The sequence below is a fragment of the Sphingomonas sp. M1-B02 genome (assembly GCF_026167525.1).
GTDB lineage: Bacteria > Pseudomonadota > Alphaproteobacteria > Sphingomonadales > Sphingomonadaceae > Sphingomonas.
The window spans coordinates 2,601,164-2,619,801 of record NZ_CP110679.1 but is presented as its reverse complement, the minus strand read 5'-3'; the positions used below and the strand labels follow the sequence as shown (position 1 = coordinate 2,619,801).

General features: G+C 64.4%; 16 protein-coding genes and 1 tRNA gene. 12 read left to right on the top strand and 5 right to left on the bottom strand.

Annotated elements, in window-relative coordinates; translation table 11 throughout:
- Positions 1–11 precede the first annotated feature (11 nt).
- From OKW87_RS12690 to OKW87_RS12645, 10 genes are all read left to right on the top strand, one after another.
- Positions 12–974: a hypothetical protein gene (locus tag OKW87_RS12690; RefSeq protein ID WP_265540030.1), complete on the top strand. Its 963-nt coding sequence runs from the start codon at positions 12–14 to the stop codon at positions 972–974.
- A 166-nt stretch (positions 975–1,140) separates the two neighbouring features.
- Positions 1,141–1,620, top strand: a complete 480-nt coding sequence (locus OKW87_RS12685; protein ID WP_265540028.1) for a MarR family winged helix-turn-helix transcriptional regulator — start codon at positions 1,141–1,143, stop codon at positions 1,618–1,620.
- A gap of 435 nt (positions 1,621–2,055) precedes the next feature.
- On the top strand, positions 2,056–2,958 hold the full coding sequence (locus tag OKW87_RS12680; protein ID WP_265540026.1) for an AraC family transcriptional regulator: 903 nt from the start codon (positions 2,056–2,058) through the stop codon (positions 2,956–2,958).
- Positions 2,959–3,096: 138 nt separating this feature from the next.
- Positions 3,097–4,005, top strand: coding sequence for a hypothetical protein (locus OKW87_RS12675; protein WP_265540024.1), 909 nt, complete (start codon positions 3,097–3,099; stop codon positions 4,003–4,005).
- Between the two features lie 4 nt (positions 4,006–4,009).
- The gene (locus tag OKW87_RS12670) at positions 4,010–5,644 is read left to right on the top strand and encodes a hypothetical protein (protein ID WP_265540022.1); all 1,635 of its coding nucleotides are present in this window, start codon (positions 4,010–4,012) and stop codon (positions 5,642–5,644) included.
- 529 nt (positions 5,645–6,173) lie between these two features.
- Positions 6,174–8,399: a hypothetical protein gene (locus tag OKW87_RS12665; protein ID WP_265540020.1), complete on the top strand. Its 2,226-nt coding sequence runs from the start codon at positions 6,174–6,176 to the stop codon at positions 8,397–8,399.
- Between the two features lie 3 nt (positions 8,400–8,402).
- Positions 8,403–9,131, top strand: coding sequence for an SDR family oxidoreductase (locus OKW87_RS12660; protein WP_265540018.1), 729 nt, complete (start codon positions 8,403–8,405; stop codon positions 9,129–9,131).
- 13 nt (positions 9,132–9,144) lie between these two features.
- On the top strand, positions 9,145–10,197 hold the full coding sequence (locus OKW87_RS12655; RefSeq protein ID WP_265544114.1) for a zinc-dependent alcohol dehydrogenase: 1,053 nt from the start codon (positions 9,145–9,147) through the stop codon (positions 10,195–10,197).
- Entirely contained in the window at positions 10,197–11,216 is a 1,020-nt protein-coding gene (locus tag OKW87_RS12650) for a lactonase family protein (protein ID WP_265540017.1), read from the top strand. Before OKW87_RS12655 ends, OKW87_RS12650 begins: the two co-directional genes overlap by 1 nt.
- Before the next feature lie 11 nt (positions 11,217–11,227).
- Positions 11,228–11,962: an SDR family oxidoreductase gene (locus OKW87_RS12645; RefSeq protein ID WP_265540016.1), complete on the top strand. Its 735-nt coding sequence runs from the start codon at positions 11,228–11,230 to the stop codon at positions 11,960–11,962.
- Here OKW87_RS12645 and OKW87_RS12640 read toward each other — a convergent pair.
- The 5 genes from OKW87_RS12640 to OKW87_RS12620 form a co-directional block, all read right to left on the bottom strand.
- Entirely contained in the window at positions 11,959–12,555 is a 597-nt protein-coding gene (locus OKW87_RS12640; RefSeq protein ID WP_265540014.1) for a cysteine hydrolase family protein, read from the bottom strand. The genes OKW87_RS12645 and OKW87_RS12640 overlap by 4 nt on opposite strands.
- A 30-nt stretch (positions 12,556–12,585) precedes the next feature.
- A complete protein-coding gene (locus OKW87_RS12635) occupies positions 12,586–14,100 on the bottom strand; it encodes an MFS transporter (protein WP_265540013.1) in 1,515 nt (504 codons plus the stop codon).
- 405 nt (positions 14,101–14,505) lie between these two features.
- Positions 14,506–14,925: an immunity protein YezG family protein gene (locus OKW87_RS12630; protein ID WP_265540011.1), complete on the bottom strand. Its 420-nt coding sequence runs from the start codon at positions 14,923–14,925 to the stop codon at positions 14,506–14,508.
- Positions 14,912–15,334, bottom strand: a complete 423-nt coding sequence (locus OKW87_RS12625; protein WP_265540010.1) for a DNA/RNA non-specific endonuclease — start codon at positions 15,332–15,334, stop codon at positions 14,912–14,914. Before OKW87_RS12625 ends, OKW87_RS12630 begins: the two co-directional genes overlap by 14 nt.
- 1,184 nt (positions 15,335–16,518) lie before the next feature.
- Positions 16,519–16,605: transfer RNA gene (locus OKW87_RS12620), tRNA-Leu, on the bottom strand.
- Between the two features lie 131 nt (positions 16,606–16,736).
- On the opposite strand from OKW87_RS12620, the gene OKW87_RS12615 reads away from it, so the two are divergent.
- Both OKW87_RS12615 and OKW87_RS12610 read left to right on the top strand, forming a co-directional pair.
- A complete protein-coding gene (locus tag OKW87_RS12615) occupies positions 16,737–17,675 on the top strand; it encodes a complex I NDUFA9 subunit family protein (RefSeq protein WP_265544112.1) in 939 nt (312 codons plus the stop codon).
- 27 nt (positions 17,676–17,702) lie between these two features.
- Positions 17,703–18,503: an undecaprenyl-diphosphate phosphatase gene (locus OKW87_RS12610; protein WP_265540008.1), complete on the top strand. Its 801-nt coding sequence runs from the start codon at positions 17,703–17,705 to the stop codon at positions 18,501–18,503.
- Positions 18,504–18,638: the final 135 nt, after the last annotated feature.

The window sequence follows — 18,638 nt, the reverse complement described above, 5'->3', positions numbered from 1 at the left end:
AGGATCGCATCATGTCCAAGCTGCTCGTCGCAACCATCGCCGCTCTGACTTCGATTACCGCGCCTTCGATCGCCGCGGGACAGGATGTCGCTCCGCAGTCGGCTCCGCCAGCCCGGCCCGCCCCGCTTCCGCCGGGCCCGCCGCCCGGACCGCCGCTACCCGACATGCCGGGCACCGGCCCCTACCCCGCCTTCAAGCAGGAGGTCGCCTCGCTACCCAACCATGTCGTCTACCAGCCTCGCAACCTCGCGGCGCTGAAAGGGCGGCGGATGCCGGTCTATGTGTTCGGCAACGGCGGATGCTCGTCCGACGGCGCCAGCGCGCGGCTGCACCTGCTCGAGATCGCGTCGCACGGCTATCTTGCCGTTGCCCTCGGCACAATCAAATCGGGGCCCGGTGTCGCGCGGGGCGGCCCGCCCGGAGCCAATCTCGACCAGACCACAACCCAGCAGATGATCGACGCGATCGACTGGGCCGTGGCCGAGAATGGCCGCAGCGGCAGCCCGCTTCGCAATCGGCTGGACCTCGGCAAGATCGCGGTCTCCGGGCATAGCTGCGGTGGCCTCCAGGCGATCGACGCCTCGCGCGATCCGCGCGTCACCACCACGATCGTGATGAACAGCGGCGTCTACAATCCGGGGCGCGAGGGTCGCAGTTCGGTCAAGATCGGCAAGGAACGGCTGCTCGATCTCAAGGGCTCTGCGCTCTACGTGCTCGGCGGCCCCACCGACATCGCTTATCCCAACGGCATGGACGACTTTCGTCGCATCACGCACATCCCGGTCGTGGTCGCAAACCTGCCCGTCGGGCATGGCGGCACCTTCGGCACGCCCCATGGCGGCCAGGGTGCCGCGCTGGTCGTGAAATGGCTCGACTTCAGGCTGAAAGGCGATCGCGCTGCCGGACGCTGGTTCGACGGTAGCTGCCCGGAGTGCACGCCGGGCTGGACGATCGAACATCGCGGCGGCTCCTGAACGAGGCGTATGAGCGTGCTCAACGAGCGGCGTGGCGTCAGAACCATGCCAATCGAGTGATTGACAGCCCATCACCGGGACTTTCTATTACGCGCTCGCGGGCGAACCCGTAGACCAATCAACGATCTGTCAGCAGCGTCCATGCTGGTCAGGGGGAGCGTCGTGAGTGCCGACATCAGAACGTAAGATGGCCGAGGGCGAGGCCCAGCGGCGTCTCCAGCTCGGTCGGTTGGGAGATTATGTCGGCTTTCGCATGCGCCGAGTCCAGAATCAGCTGTCGGCGGATTTCGCGGCAGCAACTGCCCATTATGGCATCCGCGCCGGCTTGTTTTCGTCATTGGCGCTGATCGAAGCCAATCCCGGCATCTCGCAGCAGGAGCTGTCGAGCACCGTCGGGCTGGACAAGTCGATTACGGTTCAGATCGTCGATGAGCTCGAAAAACGCGGCTGGGCGAAGCGCGGGCGTTCGACGGTGGATCGCCGCCGCCATTCGCTCACGGTCCAGCCTAAGGGAAAGAAGACCCTCGACGAGCTGTTTGCGATCATGGTCGATGTCGAATCGGAGGTGTTGGCCCAGCTCAGCCCCGAGGAGCGCCCCTTGTTCGATGCAGCCCTGGACCGGATGTACACGGTCTTTCACCGCTGAGCCGGTACGAATTCGTCGGAATCCGATCGCGACGTAAAAAACAAGTTCCGTGCAGCCGGATCGATACTGCTCCTCCGCCATCCTGAAACCAGGCGCGTGGATCATCGTGACCGAGTACGGGCGCATTATGCGCCATAAGGGGCACCTAGAAAACTGCGCGGTGATCCGCTGATGAGACCACTGCATCCCAGCTCGCGCGGGGCGCGCAGGGCCTATGCGTAAAAGCGACGTCTCACAGCCGACCGACTATTGATCGAGGCGGACGTGCCGCCGCTCGCCGGTCATAGCGGCCGGAAGTTCACATATCCGTGAACTCTGATAAGCTGCCCGTACGACCGGAAGACTTGATCGTGGAGGTGTCCATTGCACTTACGCTTTTCGAGCGAAACGCTGCCACTTCCGGTCCACAGAGACGCAATTGATGCGGCGTTGGGCATGCACGTGCAGGGGATGGTCGACTTCCTAGATGGAACGCCACCGCGGGTCACCTTGGAGTTGCAGACCCTGGCCGGCGTACATCTGGCGCGTATTGATTCGTCTCCCATCCGGCTGGTGACGCCGTCGGCCGAGGACGGGGTGGTCTATTTCAGCATTACCGCTGCGGGCGGCGGCCAAATCGATGCAAGCGGTCACAGCCGCACGGTGCGCGCGGGCGACTTCAACGTCATGCAGCGCGACCGCCGCTGCACCACCATAGTCTCCGAACGCAGTGATATACTGAGCATCGCGATCCCGCGCACCCAGATTGTGCCGCGGCTGGCGAGTGAGGACAATCTGCGTAGGCCCATATTGCACTCCCGACCGGCGGCGCACTTGCTGCACTACTATGCAGCGACGCTCATCGCGGAAGGAGCAGAATTTTCTGCATCGGACCAAGCGGTGTTCGCGGGGCATATCGCTGATCTCGCGGTGATGGCGCTCGGGGCGAGAAGTGAGGACGCCGAACTGGCCGGCAAGGGCGGCGTGCGCGCTGCGCGGCGGCGGGCCATCAAGGCGGATATCGCCGCTAACCTCGGGATGCCCGAGCTGACGCTGGACTGGATCGCACGACGGCAGACGGTCAGCGGCGCCTATGTCCGCGCGCTCTTCGCCGACGAGGGAACGAGCTTCACGGACTATGTGCTGGCTGAGCGGCTGAACCATGTCCATGCACTGCTCGTCTCGCCCTATCTTTCGCACCACAATATCGCGAGCCTCGCGCTGATGGCCGGCTTCGGGGATATTTCCTGGTTCAACCAGGCGTTCCGGCGGCGATTCGGCACTACGCCTTCCGAAGTGCGCCAGGCGCGGCGTACCCGCCACGGCCAGATGAATGGCCCGAGTAGCGCAAACCCCTAGCGCCTGGCCCAAGACGGCTCGCGAGACCGCGCCTAGATTCATGCGGTTCAGGATCGGATTTGGGAGTGTGCCTTGTTCCTTTCGCATCTGGCGTTCTGCGCTAGCATTGTCGCTTCCCTTGCCGTTTCGACGCCGGCCGTGGCCCAACAGGCGCGCGCCAACGCAAAGGGAACGCTGACCGTCGAGTATATCTACGAATCCTCCGGCACCGATCGTGAGCGTGGCAGCATCGGATCGACAAGCTGGCGCGCCAAACGCAACGCGACGATTACCGCCGACGTCTACGCGCTGCCCGCCAACGACATTCCCGTGCTGCACGACCAGGCCGCCGCGCTCGCGCAAGCGCAGCGCAAGGTCGATCGAGCGAAGGCGATTACCGACCGGGTTGCCGATCCGATGGCTGCTGCCAAGGCGATCGGCGAGCGCTGCGGCGATGACGAGGCCTGTTTCGAGCGCGAGGGCATGAAGCTGGCCCAGCAGATGCAGGCGAAGGGCCAGATCGGCGAAGTCCGCAGCGCGGCCAGCGACATGGCCAAGCTCGCGGGGCCCGGCAGTCGCTACCAATATTGGGGCGGAAACTTCGGCACCGGCAGCTACGCGATCGATGAGAATGTCCAGATCACCGTGCTCGATCCCGGTGCGCGCACGCCGGTCACCACCACCATCGTGCGGCAAGGCGGCGGTGCGCTGCCCGCAGCGGTGAAAGGGGTCAGGATCCCAACGAGCGGCAAGGGCAATCTGACCGGAGTCGAGTTCGACGGCGCCGGCAACACGCTGGCGCTGCAATTGCCGGTTCCGGGCCTGACGCCGGGGATCGAGACCGTCAGCGGCTCCACCGATAAATCCGGAGCGGTCCCGAGTGCAGGAACCAAGTCGCTGATGCTCGACTTCCCCGTCAAGGCGCCGGGGGATGAAAAATATCTGATCGTGCCGATCACGAGCAAGGACTGGCGCAACCAGTCCGGGCAGTATGTGATCAACTTCACCAAGGGCCGGTGGCAGGAGAAGGGCAGGCTCACCATTCGCTGGCGCTTTACGGCGGCCTGAGGCGATGCGTCGCATTGCCTGTCTCGCCGGCTTGCTCGCGCTCGCCGCCTGCAACACCTCTCCCAATCCCAAGCTTGAGCGGGAGGTGCAAGCGGCGCTCGCGGACATGAAGGTGCCCGAGCATTCGGCGTTCCCGTCCCTCAACGCCGAGACGGTCGACATATTGAGCCGCGCGGTGCCGACGTTGACAAAGCATCGCGCCGCGCTCGAGGCGGCGGACAAGGCGCTACTCGCGCAGGCGGCCGTGGAGCTGGCCAATCGCGCGGCGGGGCAGGGCGGGCCGGAGGCGGCGGGATGGCCGGGCCACCGCGTGTCGTCCGGGCTTGCGCTGGCGCAGCGTCGGGGTTTGGCATTAGATCCGCGCGAGTGGCTTATCCCGCCCGCGCAAGCGCAGGGATTGGACGTCTCCGGGGTGAACTCGGCCATCTCCGGGGTTGCCGGCGCATCGCTGCTCGGCGGCATTGCCGACAGCGTGAGCGGATCGGGCAGCTATGAATCGGTGATCGAGGGCAAGGGCGGCGAGCGTGCTTTGATCAGCGTGGTGAGCGAGTCGGACGGAACGGTCAGCGCATCGGTATCGAGCAATGTCGATATTCCAGTCTTGGGCCTTCAGGCGGATGCAAAGACGACGTTCATCACCAAGAGCTTGTGCCCTGATGCATCGGGACGGGTCGAGTTCACGATCCGGCTCAACCAGGCCGGCAAGGCCGGGACGAGCGGCGCTGCATCCTATGATTCGTCGATCCAGGCAGAGGTCGTGCTGAGCGTGAACGACAATGCCGAACTCGCCGATCAGCAAATCCACACCCGCTATTCGCGCAAGGCGGCCGGGAGCAAGGGCGGGACAGCAATCGCCGGCGAAGCCGACTGGCGCAGCGACGGCGGCAAGTTCATGCTCGACGCGCATCGGCCCGGTGAGCGCAACGGAGGCAGCGCCGAGGCGATGGAGACGAGCGCTGCCGCTGCGGCGCTCGCGCTCGCCGCGGGTGCCGCGGTTGGTGCCGAGCGGCATTGGCAGAATGGCCACTGCGTCCGCATCAAGGCCAGGTCGCCAGGGCGCGTCGATCCCAAGGCGCAATCTAGCATCCCCGTTATGGTCGTGGCGACAGATGGTACGGGCGAGGTTCCGGCCAAGGTGACGGCGACGCTGAGCGGCGGCGCGTCGATCGACCCCACGGTGATCGCCAAGTCGCCCGGCACGATCGTCCACACCGCGCCAGATGCCAAGAAGGCGGAGATGTCGATCCGACTCGACGCGGTATCGCGGCGGGGCAAGGCGACCGAGACGCTGCGGCTCAACATCAGCGAGGGTGCGTATAGCATTACCGGCGGCGCGGGCGACTTCGAAGGCTCGGGCACGATCTGCGATCTCGCCAAACCCTTCACTGTCGAGGGCAGCGGGGTGAAGGTGACGTTCACGCCAAGCTCGGCGCAGGGCGGTAGCTACCGCTATAGCGGCTCGATCAGCGGCTTCAGGTTATCCGGCACGGGAACCTACACGGTGCAGTATGATGGCGAGGTCGCCACCGGCGTCGTTGCGACGGGGCCGGGAAGCGTGGGGACGTCAGCCGGAATGGTCCGCGGCGCGGGCGACGAGCAGTATGAACTATCTCCGGTCCACAACGCGAATTGCGGGTAGGGAGATGGTCCTGTGAGGCCGAGATGAACGCCGGACCCGTTCGCGCAACGGAACGGGCGTTTTGAATAGCCCGGTGTGGAAGGCCCAATAGCCGTCGCGAAGGTCCGACTGCCGTGGGCGACCGGCCCGCTTGCGACGCAGGACCGAGCTACGGTCGTTGGGCTAGCTTGCCTGCATCAAGAACGGCTTTGCCAAGAAAATCGCCGTGAGCGGGCTGCCCGCCGCGGTCGCGGTCGGCGTGCTGGTCCGTCACGCTCCCGCGACCGATCGCCTCCCTGCGAGCGACTGACACGAAGCAAGGAACGGTGCATGGCCACCGCTCCCGCACCTCGAACCCATCGTGGGCGCACGCGCGCGGCTCGACGAAATCGTCACGCCGCGGGCAGGGTGAACTCAGGTGGAATCGCAAGCTGGGACGCGCTTTCGATCAGGGCGCGGAATTCAGCTTAACCCAGGTCATATTGAGCCTAGCCGCCGGAACATCCGACTGGACGGCCAGTTGCCCCAGGATGCGGTAGCGAGAAACGTAATGGAAACTCTGACATTACATGCCCCGGTTGAAGGCGTCAGCAATCATGTCCTGACGCTTCGCCATGCGCTGGCACATGGAAGCGGCAAGCGGGTAGCCCGTTTCGCAAGCGGCGAGTTGACGATCGAGATACGCGCCGGGATCGATTCGGTCTGGGCGCTGGTCCGGCGCGAAGGCAAAGGTGGCCTCGCCTTGCGCGCGGCCTATCTTGCCGGCGACTATGAATGCACGCCGTCCAAGCCCCAGGCCGGCGAGGCGGCTCGCTTTCGCGTATCGAGCGCGCTCGGCGAACATCGCATCGTCTTCAGGACCGGCGGCGAGGCGCTCGAACATTTGCGGATGACGGTGCAATTCACGCCGATCGCGCCGATGCTCGTCCCGTTCATGCCGCGCGACCTCTACCCGCTGGACGCGCAGGACGACCCGCTCGGCGCGACGGGGGTGGTCGAGGCGACCCAGCGCGGGCTCAATTCAGGGATCGTCTATTTCCGCTTCGACGACCCGTGCTTCGGCAACGTTCTCTATTTCCAGAATCTGACGGCGATGAACGACTATTATCGCGCGACCAAGACCAAGCCCGAAGAGGCAGTCGGCGGGGCATGGCCCGAACTCGGCTATCTGTTGCCCACCCCCAAGCAGTGCGGCAGCCCCGAGACCAATCCGCTCGAGGCCGGCGTCGAAGTGACGCTGTCCGACGCGATCCTGGTCTTCCGCCACGAAGCGCCGCCGCACGAGCGCGAATCGGCGCGCCAGTTCCTTCAGATGCTCGGTGAGGCCTATAAGCTGATCGAATTGCCACACACCCAATATCGCGACTGGGTGCAGCGTGCGGAATCGACCCTGCACGATCTCGACCAGGCGCCCGAGGCGACGATCGAGCATTACGGCCATCGCTATATCCACCCCTACACCAACGCCGAATATCCCGACATCATGGTCCAGATGTCGCTGGTCGCGGCGATCCACGATTGGGGCAAATGGCGCGGCGAACCGCACCCGCTGGAGGCCGAGTTCAAGGCCGGACTCGGGAAATTCTACGATCCCAAGCTCAAGTCGCTGCGCCGCTATTTGCCCAATGTCGGCGACGATAAGGACGCCGACGCCGTCGACAGCTGGTATCTCTACCACCCGATGCTCAACTTGGGGCTGCTCGCGCTCGACGGCGACGAAGACGCCCGCGCACTGCTGCTGAAATCGATCGATTTCGGTATCAAGGCTGCGCACCATTTCAAATATAAATGGCCGGTCCAGTATAAGGTCACCGACTTCTCGGTGATCGTCGAGGTCGCCGGTGCAGACGGGCGGGGGCAGACCGACGTCGGCGGAATCTATGCCTGGGTGATGCTCCAGGCGTTCGAGCTCACCGACGACAAGCGTTTCCTGGACGAGGCGCGCGCGGCGATCGATGCCGCGATGGGGCTGCGCTTCAACATGAATTACCAGGCCAATCTGACTGCCTGGGGCGCGGCTGCCTGCATGAGGCTGTGGCGGATCACCAACCAGGCGGTCTATCTCGAACAGAGCTACGTCTATCTCGGCAGCTTCTTCCACAATTGCGAGATATGGGAGAGCGAGCTCGAGTTGGCGGTGCATTACAAGAACTTCCTGGGTGTCACCTGCCTCCAGGATGCGCCTTATATGGCGATCTACGAATGCTTCGATTCTTACGCCGCGTTCGAACGCTATCTCGACGATAGTGGACCCGATCTCGAACCCGCGGCACGAATGCTGATCGCCGAATTTTGCAAATATGCTCTCGACCGCGCCTGGTATTATTATCCCGACGCGCTGCCGCCCGAAGCGATCTCGCCCGAGCAGCGCGAGACTAACGGCCATATCGATCGCAAGCTCTCTTTCCCGCTGGAGGATCTCTATCCCGACGGCCAGCTAGCCGGCCAGGTCGGGCAGGAAGTCTATGGCGCCGGCGCGGCGTTCATCTTCGCCACCCGGACCTTCCACCCCATCGAAGGCGCGCCGTTCCGGCTGCACTGCGACCATTTTCTCCGATCGCTGGAGCGCACCGGCGACCGCGCCGTGACGGTCACCCTCGACGGCGGGGAGACGTGTACCGCCGGGCTTAGCCTGGTCCGGCTGAAGCGCCGCAAGTTGACCAAGCCACGGCTCACCACCATCGGCGGCGACGTGCTGCGGCCCCATGCCACTACCGACGACCGGATCGATTTTCGCGTGCCCGCAAACGGCCGCGTCGTGCTCAGCTGGGAATAGATCATGCGCAACCAGACAGACCTGCGCGGCAAGCGCATCCTCGTCAGCGGCGGCACGACGGGGATCGGGCGCGAGACGATCGCGCTGTTGGCCAAGGAGGGCGCCCGGGTCCTCACCTTCGGACGCGACGCCGACGCGCTCGCGGATGCGCTGGCTTATGCTGAGGGCGCGATCGGGCTGACGGCGGATGCAGCGACCCGCGAGGGGATCGAGCGGGTGTTTGCCGAGGTCGATGATAAACTCGGGGGCATCGATATATTGGTGGCCAATGCCGCGCTGGGCGCGCAGCCGATCCACCAGATGGAAGAGGACGCCTGGCGCGATGTGATCGAGACCAATCTGGTTGGCTATCTCGCCTGCGCGCGCGCCGCGATCAAGCGGATGGAGCAGCAGGGCGGCGGGCATCTGTTGTTCGTCGGATCGATCAGTACCGACATCAAGGCCGAGGGCGAAAGCGTCTATTCGGCAACCAAGGCGGGGGTTCAGGCCTTTGCCGAAACGCTTCGCAAGGAAGTCGCGGACAAGAATATCAAGGTCAGCGTGGTCCAGCCCGGATCGGTCGATACCGACATGCAGGAATGCACCCCCGACGAGAAACGCGAGGCGATCGCTGCCGACAAGATGCTCCATGCCGAGGATATCGCCGACGCGATCCTTTTCGTTCTGACGCGCTCCGAGCGCGCCGATGTGGTGAACCTGCGGATCGAGCCGCGGCTCCAGAAGACGAGCTAGGCGCGTGACGACCATGAAAGCCGCACTCAAAACCGCCGATGGCCGCTTCGAGATCCGCGAAGTCCCGCGGCCCGAGATACCGCACCCAGATTGGGTCCTGGCACGGGTCCGAGTTGCCGGTATTTGCGGCACCGACCTGCGCCACTGGGGCAAGCACGAGCCCGAACTCGAGCATCATATCACCGGGCACGAACTGGCCGGCGAAGTCGTCGAGGTCGGCGCGGCGGTCACCAATGTCGCCCCGGGCGACCGCGTCGTCATCGAGAGCGTGATGGGGGACGGCGAATGCGAATGGTGTCGGGTCCAGCAATATAATCTCTGCCCCAATCTCTACGAAGTGCGCACCAGATGCGTATCGCGCGCCTATGGCGAGTTCGTCATCGGGCCGGCGCAGAAATTCTACAAACTGCCCGATCATGTCAGCTTCGAGGAAGCGGCGCTGATCGACACCTTCTCGGTGTGCCTCCACGCCCAGCACCGATCGGCGCTGTCGATCAACGACAAGGTCGCGATCATCGGCGCAGGCCCGATCGGGCTCGGGCAATTGATGCTCGCCAAGGCCAGCGGCGCAGACGTGCTGATCACCGATGTCGTCGATAGCGCGCTGGCGCTCGCCAAGGAGCTCGGCGCCGACGTAGTGCTCAACAGCGGCCGCGAGGACCCGATCGCGGCGGCAAAAGCGTTCACCGGCGGGCGCGGCGTCGATATCGCCTTCGAGTGTTGCGGCGGCGAGCAGATGGCGACCACCCTGCCCCAGGCCACCGGCATGGCGCGCCGCGGCGGCAAGGTCGTGATCGTCGGGGGTTTCGATAAGGGCGTGCTCAACATGGCGCTCGAATGGCAGCGCATCCAGATGTCTGAAATCACGCTGATCCCGAGCGCGAGCTTCGCCTTCCACGGGCTCGACGCGGAGCAGGGCATGGCGCTCGAACTGCTCTCGAAGGGGACGCTCAATGCAAAGAAGCTGATCACGCATAGCTTCGGCATCGATCAGATCAACGAGGCATTCGAGACGGCGGCGAAGAAGAAGGAGACGGCCACGACCTTCGTGGCGATTACGATCTGATGGAGCTGCATGTCGGCACCTACACCGATGCCGGCGGCGCGGGCTTGTACCGGTTGCCATACGGCAACGGGAGTTGGTCGCTCGGCGAGGCATATGGCTTTGCGCCCAACGCCTCGTTCGGCGCCTATTCGCGGCGCTACGATCTAAATTATCTGGTTGATGAGCGCGACGAAGGGGTGCTTCGCGTGCTTCGCCGCGTGGGAATCGAGTGGCAGCCCCTCGCGCGCTTGCCCACGCAGGGAGCGCTACCGTGCTACGTTGCATTGAGCGCGGACGAGGCATGGCTGGCCGTCGCCAATTACGGCTCCGGGAGCATGGCGCTGTTCCGATTGGACTCCGAGAGTGGCCTGCCGGGCGATCCCGTAGCCCTGCGCACCAACCAGGGGCATGGACCGGTTGCCGATCGACAGGAGGGCCCGCACGCGCATTGTGTGATCTTCAGTCCCGACGGGCGATGGCTGTACCAGACCGATCTTGGCACCGATCAGGTGCTCGCCTTTGCATTCGACGGCGCGCACGGACTGGCGGACGCGCCGCGCGTCGCATTCGCTGCGGCCGCGGGCTCGGGGCCGCGCCACCTGGTCTTCCACCCGCATCGGCCGATTGCTTTCCTGGTCAGTGAATTGGCGAGCACGCTGACGATGTTCGATGTCGGCGAGGGCGCGCTTTCGGCGCGTCAGTCGGTATCGACCTTGCCCTCGGGATTTGGCGGAAAGAGCCTCGGCGGCCACATCGGCATCAACGCCGCGGGTGACCGAATCTATGTCACCAATCGCGGCCATGACAGCATCGCGACCTTCGCGCTGGACGCCGCCGGGCGCGTTTCGCTGCTCGAGCATATCCCTTCGGAAGGGGCGTCGCCGCGCTTCTTCCTGTTGCTCGACGAACGGCGCCGGATGCTGGTCGCCAACGAGGAAGGAAACAGCGTCACCGTCTTCGAAATCGAGCCCGACGGGACGCTGGCAAAAAGCGCCGAGGTCGCGGTCCCCGCGCCGGTATTCCTGTTCGCGCAACGATAAAGGACTCGCCCATGTCGAACCTCGCCGGAAAGCGCGTATTGATCACCGGCGGTGCCGGCGGCGTCGGCCGGGCGGTGGCCGAACGGATGTTGGCAGCCGGCGCGCGCGTGCTCATCGCCGATCGCGGCGAGCTCGAACTGCGCGACGTGGTGGAGGGGCTGGCGACCGGCGGCGACATCGAATCGGTCGTGGCCGACCTCTCCGGCTCGGCAGGAATCGAGCGGATGTTCGAGCGCGTCGATAGCTGGCTGGGCGGGCTCGACATCCTCGTCGCCAGTGCCGGTGTCGGCTCGGGGCCGCTGATGGAGATGGACGATGCCGACTGGCGCTATGTGATCGAGAGCAATCTCGTGAGCTACGTCGCCTGCACCAAGGGTGCGATCGATCGCATCAAGGCCCAAGAGACCAAGGACGGGATGATCATCCTGGTCGGCTCGATCAGCGTCCATATCAAGGCAGTCGGCGAGAGCGTCTACAATGCCGCGAAGGGCGGCGTCGCCTCCTTCGCCGAGACGCTGCGCAAGGAACTGATCCCCGAGAGCATCCGCCTCACTTTGATCGAGCCCGGGGCGATCGGATCGGCGATGCAGCCCTATTCGGCCGACGAGCGCGCGCGGGAGGTGCAGGCGTATAGGATGCTCCCGCCCGCCGAAGTCGCCGAGGCGATCCTGTTCGCCGCGACGCGCGGGCCGGGAGTCGACGTGGTGACGCTGCGGATCGAGCCGCTGGTCCAGAAGATCGTCTAGCCGTTGCTCCAGGTCGCCAGGCTGAGCTCGCCGACCGGCGCCGTCTCGGCGCCCATCGAGGATCGCATGATCGCCAACGCCGATGCGCTGCCCTCTGCAGTCTCGGCGGCAACGGCGTCTTCGGGGATCCACAAGGCATAGTCGCGCATGTGCGCGTCCGCTGCTGTGAACAATATGCAGATATCCGTGGCTACGCCGGTCAGCACCAGTCGGTTCACTCCCAGCTTGGGCAGCAGTACCGGCAGATTGGTCGAATAGAAGCCCGAGAATTGCGGCTTGATGACGAAATAATCCTCGTCGGTCGGCGCCAGCTCCGGCCGAACCAGCCGCTCCCGCGCGCGCTCCACGAGCAGCGATTTCTCCGAGTGCCATACGCCGAAATTGTCGTTGACGTAGATCACCGGCAAACCCGCTTGCGCGGCCTGGCGGCGCAGCTCGAGAATCGCTTCGGCGGCGCGCGACGCGCCATTCATGAGTTGTTCGCCTTCCGGAAAGTCGAAGGTGTTGATCATATCGATGATCAGCAGCGCTGTCTTGCCGCCGGGCTGATCGCGAGGGGGTGCGGTCGCGGTCTTTGGATCATCTTTGGCCATGCAGGGCAAACGCACCCGCGAGGCACAGGTTCAAGGTTCGCCGCTGCGCTTCGCCTCGCGACCCTGCGCCCGGGCGTGCCTGAACCGGACCCGCGCATCGCGCAGCAACGAGACCGGCAAGTCGGTCGCCGCGCGCAGGCCGGCAACGCTCGACACGTTGCGGATCGCGCGCCTGGTCAGCGCCAGCACTTCGCCGACCATCTCGGCACGGTCGATCTCGCCCTCTTCGCGCACCAGCGACAGGCGGTGGATGGCATAGAGGCCGAGGATGCCCGCCATCAGGAAGTAGAAGTCCCAGTGCGTCAGCTGCAAGGGGAAGGACCAGATGCCGTTGGGGCTGGTCCAGCGGATCAGCAATTCGAGATGCCGGTTGCTGAAGAAGTCCGCGAGAAGCCCGCCGAGAATCGGGGCGATGCCGGCCGCGAGCGCGGTCGCCAGCGCGTTGGCCGCGACATAGGCCGTAGCCGAGCCCCGCGGCGAGAGCTTGAGTGCGATGTTGGTCGAACTCAGCGTCACGCCCGCCACCGATGCGCCCATCAAGGCATGGAGCACGACCAACCAGGTGAGAACAAGCGCGCGCTCCTCGAACTGCGAAGCGCCGATCATCGCGACGATGCACAGAATATAGGCCGGCGCGCAGACCAGCATCACCGACTTGTTCGAGAAGCGGTCGCTCAGTTGCCCCCAGGTGCGCAGCGCGAGAAGGTTGGCAAGCTGGCTGACCGCGCTCAGCACCATCACCACGCTGACGTCGAACCGCAACTGCTCGACGATGAAGACCGTGAAGAACGGGGTGGCAAGGTTGACCGCGAACTGCCAGCTCGCAACGAACCCCATCAGCCGCGCGAAGTTGCGATCCGCGAAAGGCGCGCGCAGCAGGCCGGCGAGATCGACGCGTTCGCCCGCTGGCGGCATCTGCGGTTCGGGCATCAGGCTCACGATGCGGGCGCTGATCAGCCCGGTGACGCAACCGACCACGAACATGCCGGCAAAAGCAAAGCTGCGCGCTGTTGACCCGTCGGCGGTCTGATCGAGGATCAGCGCTGCCGCGAGACCCCCGACGAGGCCTACGCCCGCAGTCCAGGCCGTGCGCCGCGCGAATACGCGCCCCAACCGGTCCTCGGGCGCAAGATCACGAATCCAGGCATTCCACGCGCAGCCTCCCACCGCGCTTAGGCCGCACAAAACATATTGCGCGGCCAGGAAGACGAGCAACGGCACGGTCCCCGTCGCGAAGGCAGTCGCCGCCATCACCAGCAGCATCAGGCGCCCGAAAATGCTGGTGAGGACGGCGATGCGCTTGCGCGCACGCGTGCGCTCGACGATCAGGATCGCCGGGACTTGCAGCAGCTGCGTGAGGAAAGGCGCGCTGGCGAGAATGCCGATCATCAAGTTCGACGCGCCTAGATGGAGCGCGAATGCAGTGAGGATCACCCCGCTGGTGAGCGCCACCGCGCCGCTCGAATAGGCGGCTTCGATGACCAGCCGGCGCAGGCCCCTCTCGCGCTCTTCGTCAGTGATCACCCCTTGGGGATCGAGCGCCATTTCGTGCTCCGCAGCATACCGTCGAAGGGGTTAACTCCGCGAAACCAGTTCGGATGCGCGGGAGTGACGATGCATGCACAGCCATGCCCAGCGCGGAGATCCGCCCTCGGGCAGTCCGTCCGCCTTTTACGTGCTAGCGTGCCCCGTTGCGGCGTGACTCGTCTGGAGCGGTGTCCGAACTGCCTGACGCAGATTGCGCGGGTTCGAAGGGCTCGGTGACCGCCAGCCACCCCAAGTTTCGCGCTTGCTCCATGCGCGCCAGAATGACTTCAGCGCCGGTTCCGGCGGTTTTGTCGATGGTTTTGGGATGTCCTGAAAAGAACAAATGGTGCCCGGAAGAGGACAAAGATGGGCACTCCGATCATTGGAGTATTTTAATCTTGCGTCATAGGCGATGATTTCGCGCTACAATTCATACCGAGGCACTTCACTTTCATCGGATAGGGAAGGATATACAATTGGCTTGATACCGAAATGGCGCTGAACCACCCGGTCGCGCCGCTCAAACCGATCTTCCTCGCGGTCGATTTCGTCAGGATAGGTGAAAGCGACATCGAATTTTCCATCGCGCACGACATATTCGATCTCTTCCCACCGATCATCGGTGTCCTGCGCTTCCCAGAGGTCGAGCAGGGTATCACCCAGCTCCCTGAGGTCCGGGTCGCGATACAGGATCTGGTCCGCAAGATTCTTGAATATCGCGGGCGCAACAAAGTTCTGGTCGATTTCTGCATAGAGCAGTGTCCCGTCGAGCGGATACTCTGAATCTCTTGCCAGCAAGTGACTGATCTTAGCGAGCAGTTGCTCGGTTTCATCGTTTGCCACGGCGTTTCTCCGTTCGCTCATTGGGCATTTTGATGCTCCTCTTCTGACCGTTGACCGTGAAGCTGACGTCGATCTCAAACGGCCTTAATGCCCCTTCACGGCAATGCGGCACGATCGTCGCAGTCACCTCCTTGCCCGCTCGCTTGGCTTTCGCCCACTCATCCTCGAGCACACGATAGCGGCCGCGGTTGAAATTGGCATCCTGGGCGAAGTGATTGAAGGCATCCGTAGGGCCGTCGAAGCGCGCTGCGATATAGTGCCCGCCATCGTCGCTGATCCGCCGGTCTTCACCGCCTGCTTTCGCCTGGGTCGTAGATGAACGGGCTGGCGTATCGGTATCCGACAGCAGGCCCGACACGCGTCTCGTCCTACCGCGCGCATCAATTTCATAGGTGTAGCCGTTGCGCACGATGATGTGACGCGGTTCGCTCGCGCTACGGGCAACTCGCCCATCGGGGGCTTTCGCCGATCCGCCTGCATGGCCTTGAAGCTCCGGCCCGGCTGAAGGCGTGGCCGCAGAATAGTCAGGATGCGCCGGTCCGTCCCAGGAACCGCTCGCACCTCCACCGCGGGAACTGCCCCCGCCCCCGCTGAACCCGCCCCGTGTACCCGGTTTGCTGCTCGGGCGCCTCCCAGCTACCACTTGCACCGCCACCGCCAAAACTCCCCCCACCGCCGCCGCCGCCGACGCCGACGCCATCTTGACCCAACGAGCTATTGCTTTGTCCGGCAACCGGGTCGGCCGGACGATCGGAGCGTTCGGGAATGCCGAAAGCACCCGGCCGGGGGCGGGTCTGTAGATCAAGTTCCTGGAGATAGCGCCGGTACTGCTCCTCAATGGCTTCCCGGAACCCCGGTCTATGCCCATTTCTGGCTAACTCCTCCGTCCTCCAGGCCTCCACCTGCTCCCTCGTCGAGATAGGAGGCAGACGAGGGTCTGCGGCATAGCTGATCTTCGGAGTGCGTTGTCCCCGGCCATCGGCCCTGCTCGCTCCGCCAGCACCGTAATATCGACCCGCCCCCCTAAACGTGAATCGTCCGTCGTCCGGATCGTGCCACGGATTGAACTTCAATTCGAGTTTGCGACCATCGCCAGGCCTCGGTCGTCGGCCCGTGCGCAGCCAAACGGAAAAAGCCCGCCGTCGCTGCTCCCCATGAATGTCCATTGATTGGCCCCGCATCTTCATTGCGGTGAGAACATTTGAGGAACATTTCCCTACAAGTCAAGTATAATTGCTTCCAGCATAGCTTACCAAGCGGGTCCGCAAGAGCGCCTGGCAACACTGCTACCTGAAGATCGGGACCCACCGGGGACGGCGATGGGCACTCAAATCGATGACAATTTCTGTCACGCAACTGAAGTTGGACACTTCTCTCTATGGCTGGCGATAATTTCCGAGCGCCACACCAATGGCTACCAGCCACGCCAGCAAACGCCGGTGACCCAGCGGCTCAACGTGAACTACGCACTTTCCACAGACGATCCAACAGCGCGACCGCGATTGGCGCCAAGCTACCGATCGATCGGCTCCGGTCTCAGAGAGTCCGCTATGATGTCGCAGGAAAACACGCTTTTCTATGCGCTCCTGAGAATGGTGCCCGGAAGAGGACTCGAACCTCCACGCCCTTGCGAGCGCCAGCACCTGAAGCTGGTGCGTCTACCAATTCCGCCATCCGGGCACGGGGTAGGCGGGCGGCTCTAGGGGAGGGGTGGCTTGCTTGTCAACGGACTTGTCGGTGGCTGGCCGCGCTTGCCGTTTGCGCGCGTGCGCGGCATGGGGAGCGGCGCGTTCGGAGAGGTTGAGACGGCGATGAAGGACAAATTGGTAACGCTGATCGGCGGCGGCGGTTTTCTGGGCCGTTATGTCGCGCAGGAGCTGTTCGCTGCGGGCGCGCGGGTCCGAATCGCGCAGCCGCGGCCGCGCGACGCCTGGTTCCTCAAAACCCAGGGCGGCCTCGGCCAATCCCAATTCGTTGCGGCCGACGTCAGGATGCCCGAAACACTGGTCCGTGCCCTTGCCGGCGCCGACATGGCGGTGAACCTGACCGGCACGTTCGGCCCGACCATGCGCGCGGTGCATGTAGAGGGCGCGCGCAACGTCGCGACCGCGGCGCGTACGGCGGGAGTCGAGGCGCTGGTCCATATCTCTGCGCTCGGCGCCGATCCTGCGTCGCCTTCCACCTATGGGCGGACCAAAGGCGAGGGCGAAACTGCGCTGCTCCAGGCCTACCCGAACGCTACGGTGCTCCGTCCTTCGACGCTGTTCGGGCGCGAGGACATGTTCGTCAATCGCTTTGCCGGGCTGATCGCGGCGGCGCCGCTGGTGCCGGTGCTGCGCGGCGAGGCGCGGTTCCAGCCGGCTTATGTCGCCGATGTCGCCGCGGCGGTGGTGGCGGCGTTGGCCGAGCCGGATCGGCATGGCGGGCATGTTTACGAACTGGGCGGGCCGGATATCGTCAGCATGGCCGAACTGTTCCGCTGGATCGCCAGGACGATCGGCCGCGAGGCGCGTTTCCTGGAGATCCCGGACGCAGTCGGCGCGATGATCGCCTCGCTCGGCGCCCTTCCTGGCGCGCCGATCACCCAGGACCAGTGGCGCATGCTCCAGAAGGACAATGTCGTCAGCGCGGGCGCGGAGGGCTTTGCTGCATTGGGGATCGTGCCCACCCCGCTTGCCAGCGTGGCGCCGGCATGGCTGATACGATTCCGTCGCCAGGGTCGCTTCGGGCGGCCCGGCAATGCGGCGTAGCAGCGCGGACCGGGGCATGGATTCGAAATGAGCGAAATCTTTGTCGCGATCCTGCTCGGCATCGTCGAAGGGATCACCGAATTCCTGCCGGTCTCGTCGACCGGGCATCTGATCCTGGCCAGCGAGCTGTTGGGATATGATGCCGCGCAATGGGCGGTATTCAACATCGCCATCCAGCCCGGCGCGATCCTGGCGATCGTCGTGCTCTATTGGCGGACCTTCGTTGCGGTATGGCGCGGATTGCTGCGGCGCGAGCCGCAGGCGATCGCCTTCGTGCGCAACCTGCTGATCGCTTTCTTTCCCGCGGTCATCCTCGGGCTGCTGCTCGGCGACCAGATCGACGCGCTGCTGGAAAATGCGATCGTCGTTGCCTGGGCGCTGATCGTGGGCGGGGTTGCCATCCTGATCGTCGAGCGGCTGGCGAAAACCGAGAATGTGCTGGGAATCGCCGGCGTGTCGTTCAGCCAGTCGGTCAAGATCGGGCTCGTGCAGTGCCTGGCGATGGTGCCCGGGGTCAGCCGCTCGGGCGCAACGATCATGGGCGCGATGGCATTGGGGGTCGATCGGCGCACCGCCGCCGATTTCAGCTTCTTCCTGGCGTTGCCGACCCTGACGGGCGCGACCGCGCTCCAGCTTTACAAGAATCGCGACGCGGTGACGGCCGACAGCATGGGGCTGATCGCGATCGGCTTCGTTGTCGCCTTCGTGGTGGCGCTGGCGGTGGTGAAGGCCTTCCTCGCCGTCGTCACGCGCCACGGCTTCGCGCCCTTCGCCTGGTATCGAATCATTGCCGGCACCGCGGCGCTATTCTGGCTATATCTTCGTTAGGCCCGGATCGGTCATAATGATTTGGAAGAAACCCGGATCAGCCCGCCGGTTCGCTAACTAAGAAACGTTATAGGTCAGCATCAGTGACCTAACGATCGATTTTTGCGTGACTCCGCCTGCCTTCGAGTCTATGCG

What these genes read in the sequence shown, in the direction of transcription:
- OKW87_RS12610 (WP_265540008.1), top strand. Translation starts at nt 17,703, where the DNA reads ATGAGCGAAATCTTTGTCGCGATCCTGCTCGGCATCGTCGAAGGGATC.
- OKW87_RS12660 (WP_265540018.1), top strand. Translation starts at nt 8,403, where the DNA reads ATGCGCAACCAGACAGACCTGCGCGGCAAGCGCATCCTCGTCAGCGGC.
- OKW87_RS12640 (WP_265540014.1), bottom strand. Translation starts at nt 12,555, where the DNA reads ATGGCCAAAGATGATCCAAAGACCGCGACCGCACCCCCTCGCGATCAG.
- OKW87_RS12635 (WP_265540013.1), bottom strand. Translation starts at nt 14,100, where the DNA reads ATGGCGCTCGATCCCCAAGGGGTGATCACTGACGAAGAGCGCGAGAGG.
- OKW87_RS12665 (WP_265540020.1), top strand. Translation starts at nt 6,174, where the DNA reads ATGGAAACTCTGACATTACATGCCCCGGTTGAAGGCGTCAGCAATCAT.
- OKW87_RS12650 (WP_265540017.1), top strand. Translation starts at nt 10,197, where the DNA reads ATGGAGCTGCATGTCGGCACCTACACCGATGCCGGCGGCGCGGGCTTG.
- OKW87_RS12670 (WP_265540022.1), top strand. Translation starts at nt 4,010, where the DNA reads ATGCGTCGCATTGCCTGTCTCGCCGGCTTGCTCGCGCTCGCCGCCTGC.
- OKW87_RS12615 (WP_265544112.1), top strand. Translation starts at nt 16,737, where the DNA reads ATGAAGGACAAATTGGTAACGCTGATCGGCGGCGGCGGTTTTCTGGGC.
- OKW87_RS12645 (WP_265540016.1), top strand. Translation starts at nt 11,228, where the DNA reads ATGTCGAACCTCGCCGGAAAGCGCGTATTGATCACCGGCGGTGCCGGC.
- OKW87_RS12655 (WP_265544114.1), top strand. Translation starts at nt 9,145, where the DNA reads ATGAAAGCCGCACTCAAAACCGCCGATGGCCGCTTCGAGATCCGCGAA.
- OKW87_RS12690 (WP_265540030.1), top strand. Translation starts at nt 12, where the DNA reads ATGTCCAAGCTGCTCGTCGCAACCATCGCCGCTCTGACTTCGATTACC.
- OKW87_RS12680 (WP_265540026.1), top strand. Translation starts at nt 2,056, where the DNA reads ATGCACGTGCAGGGGATGGTCGACTTCCTAGATGGAACGCCACCGCGG.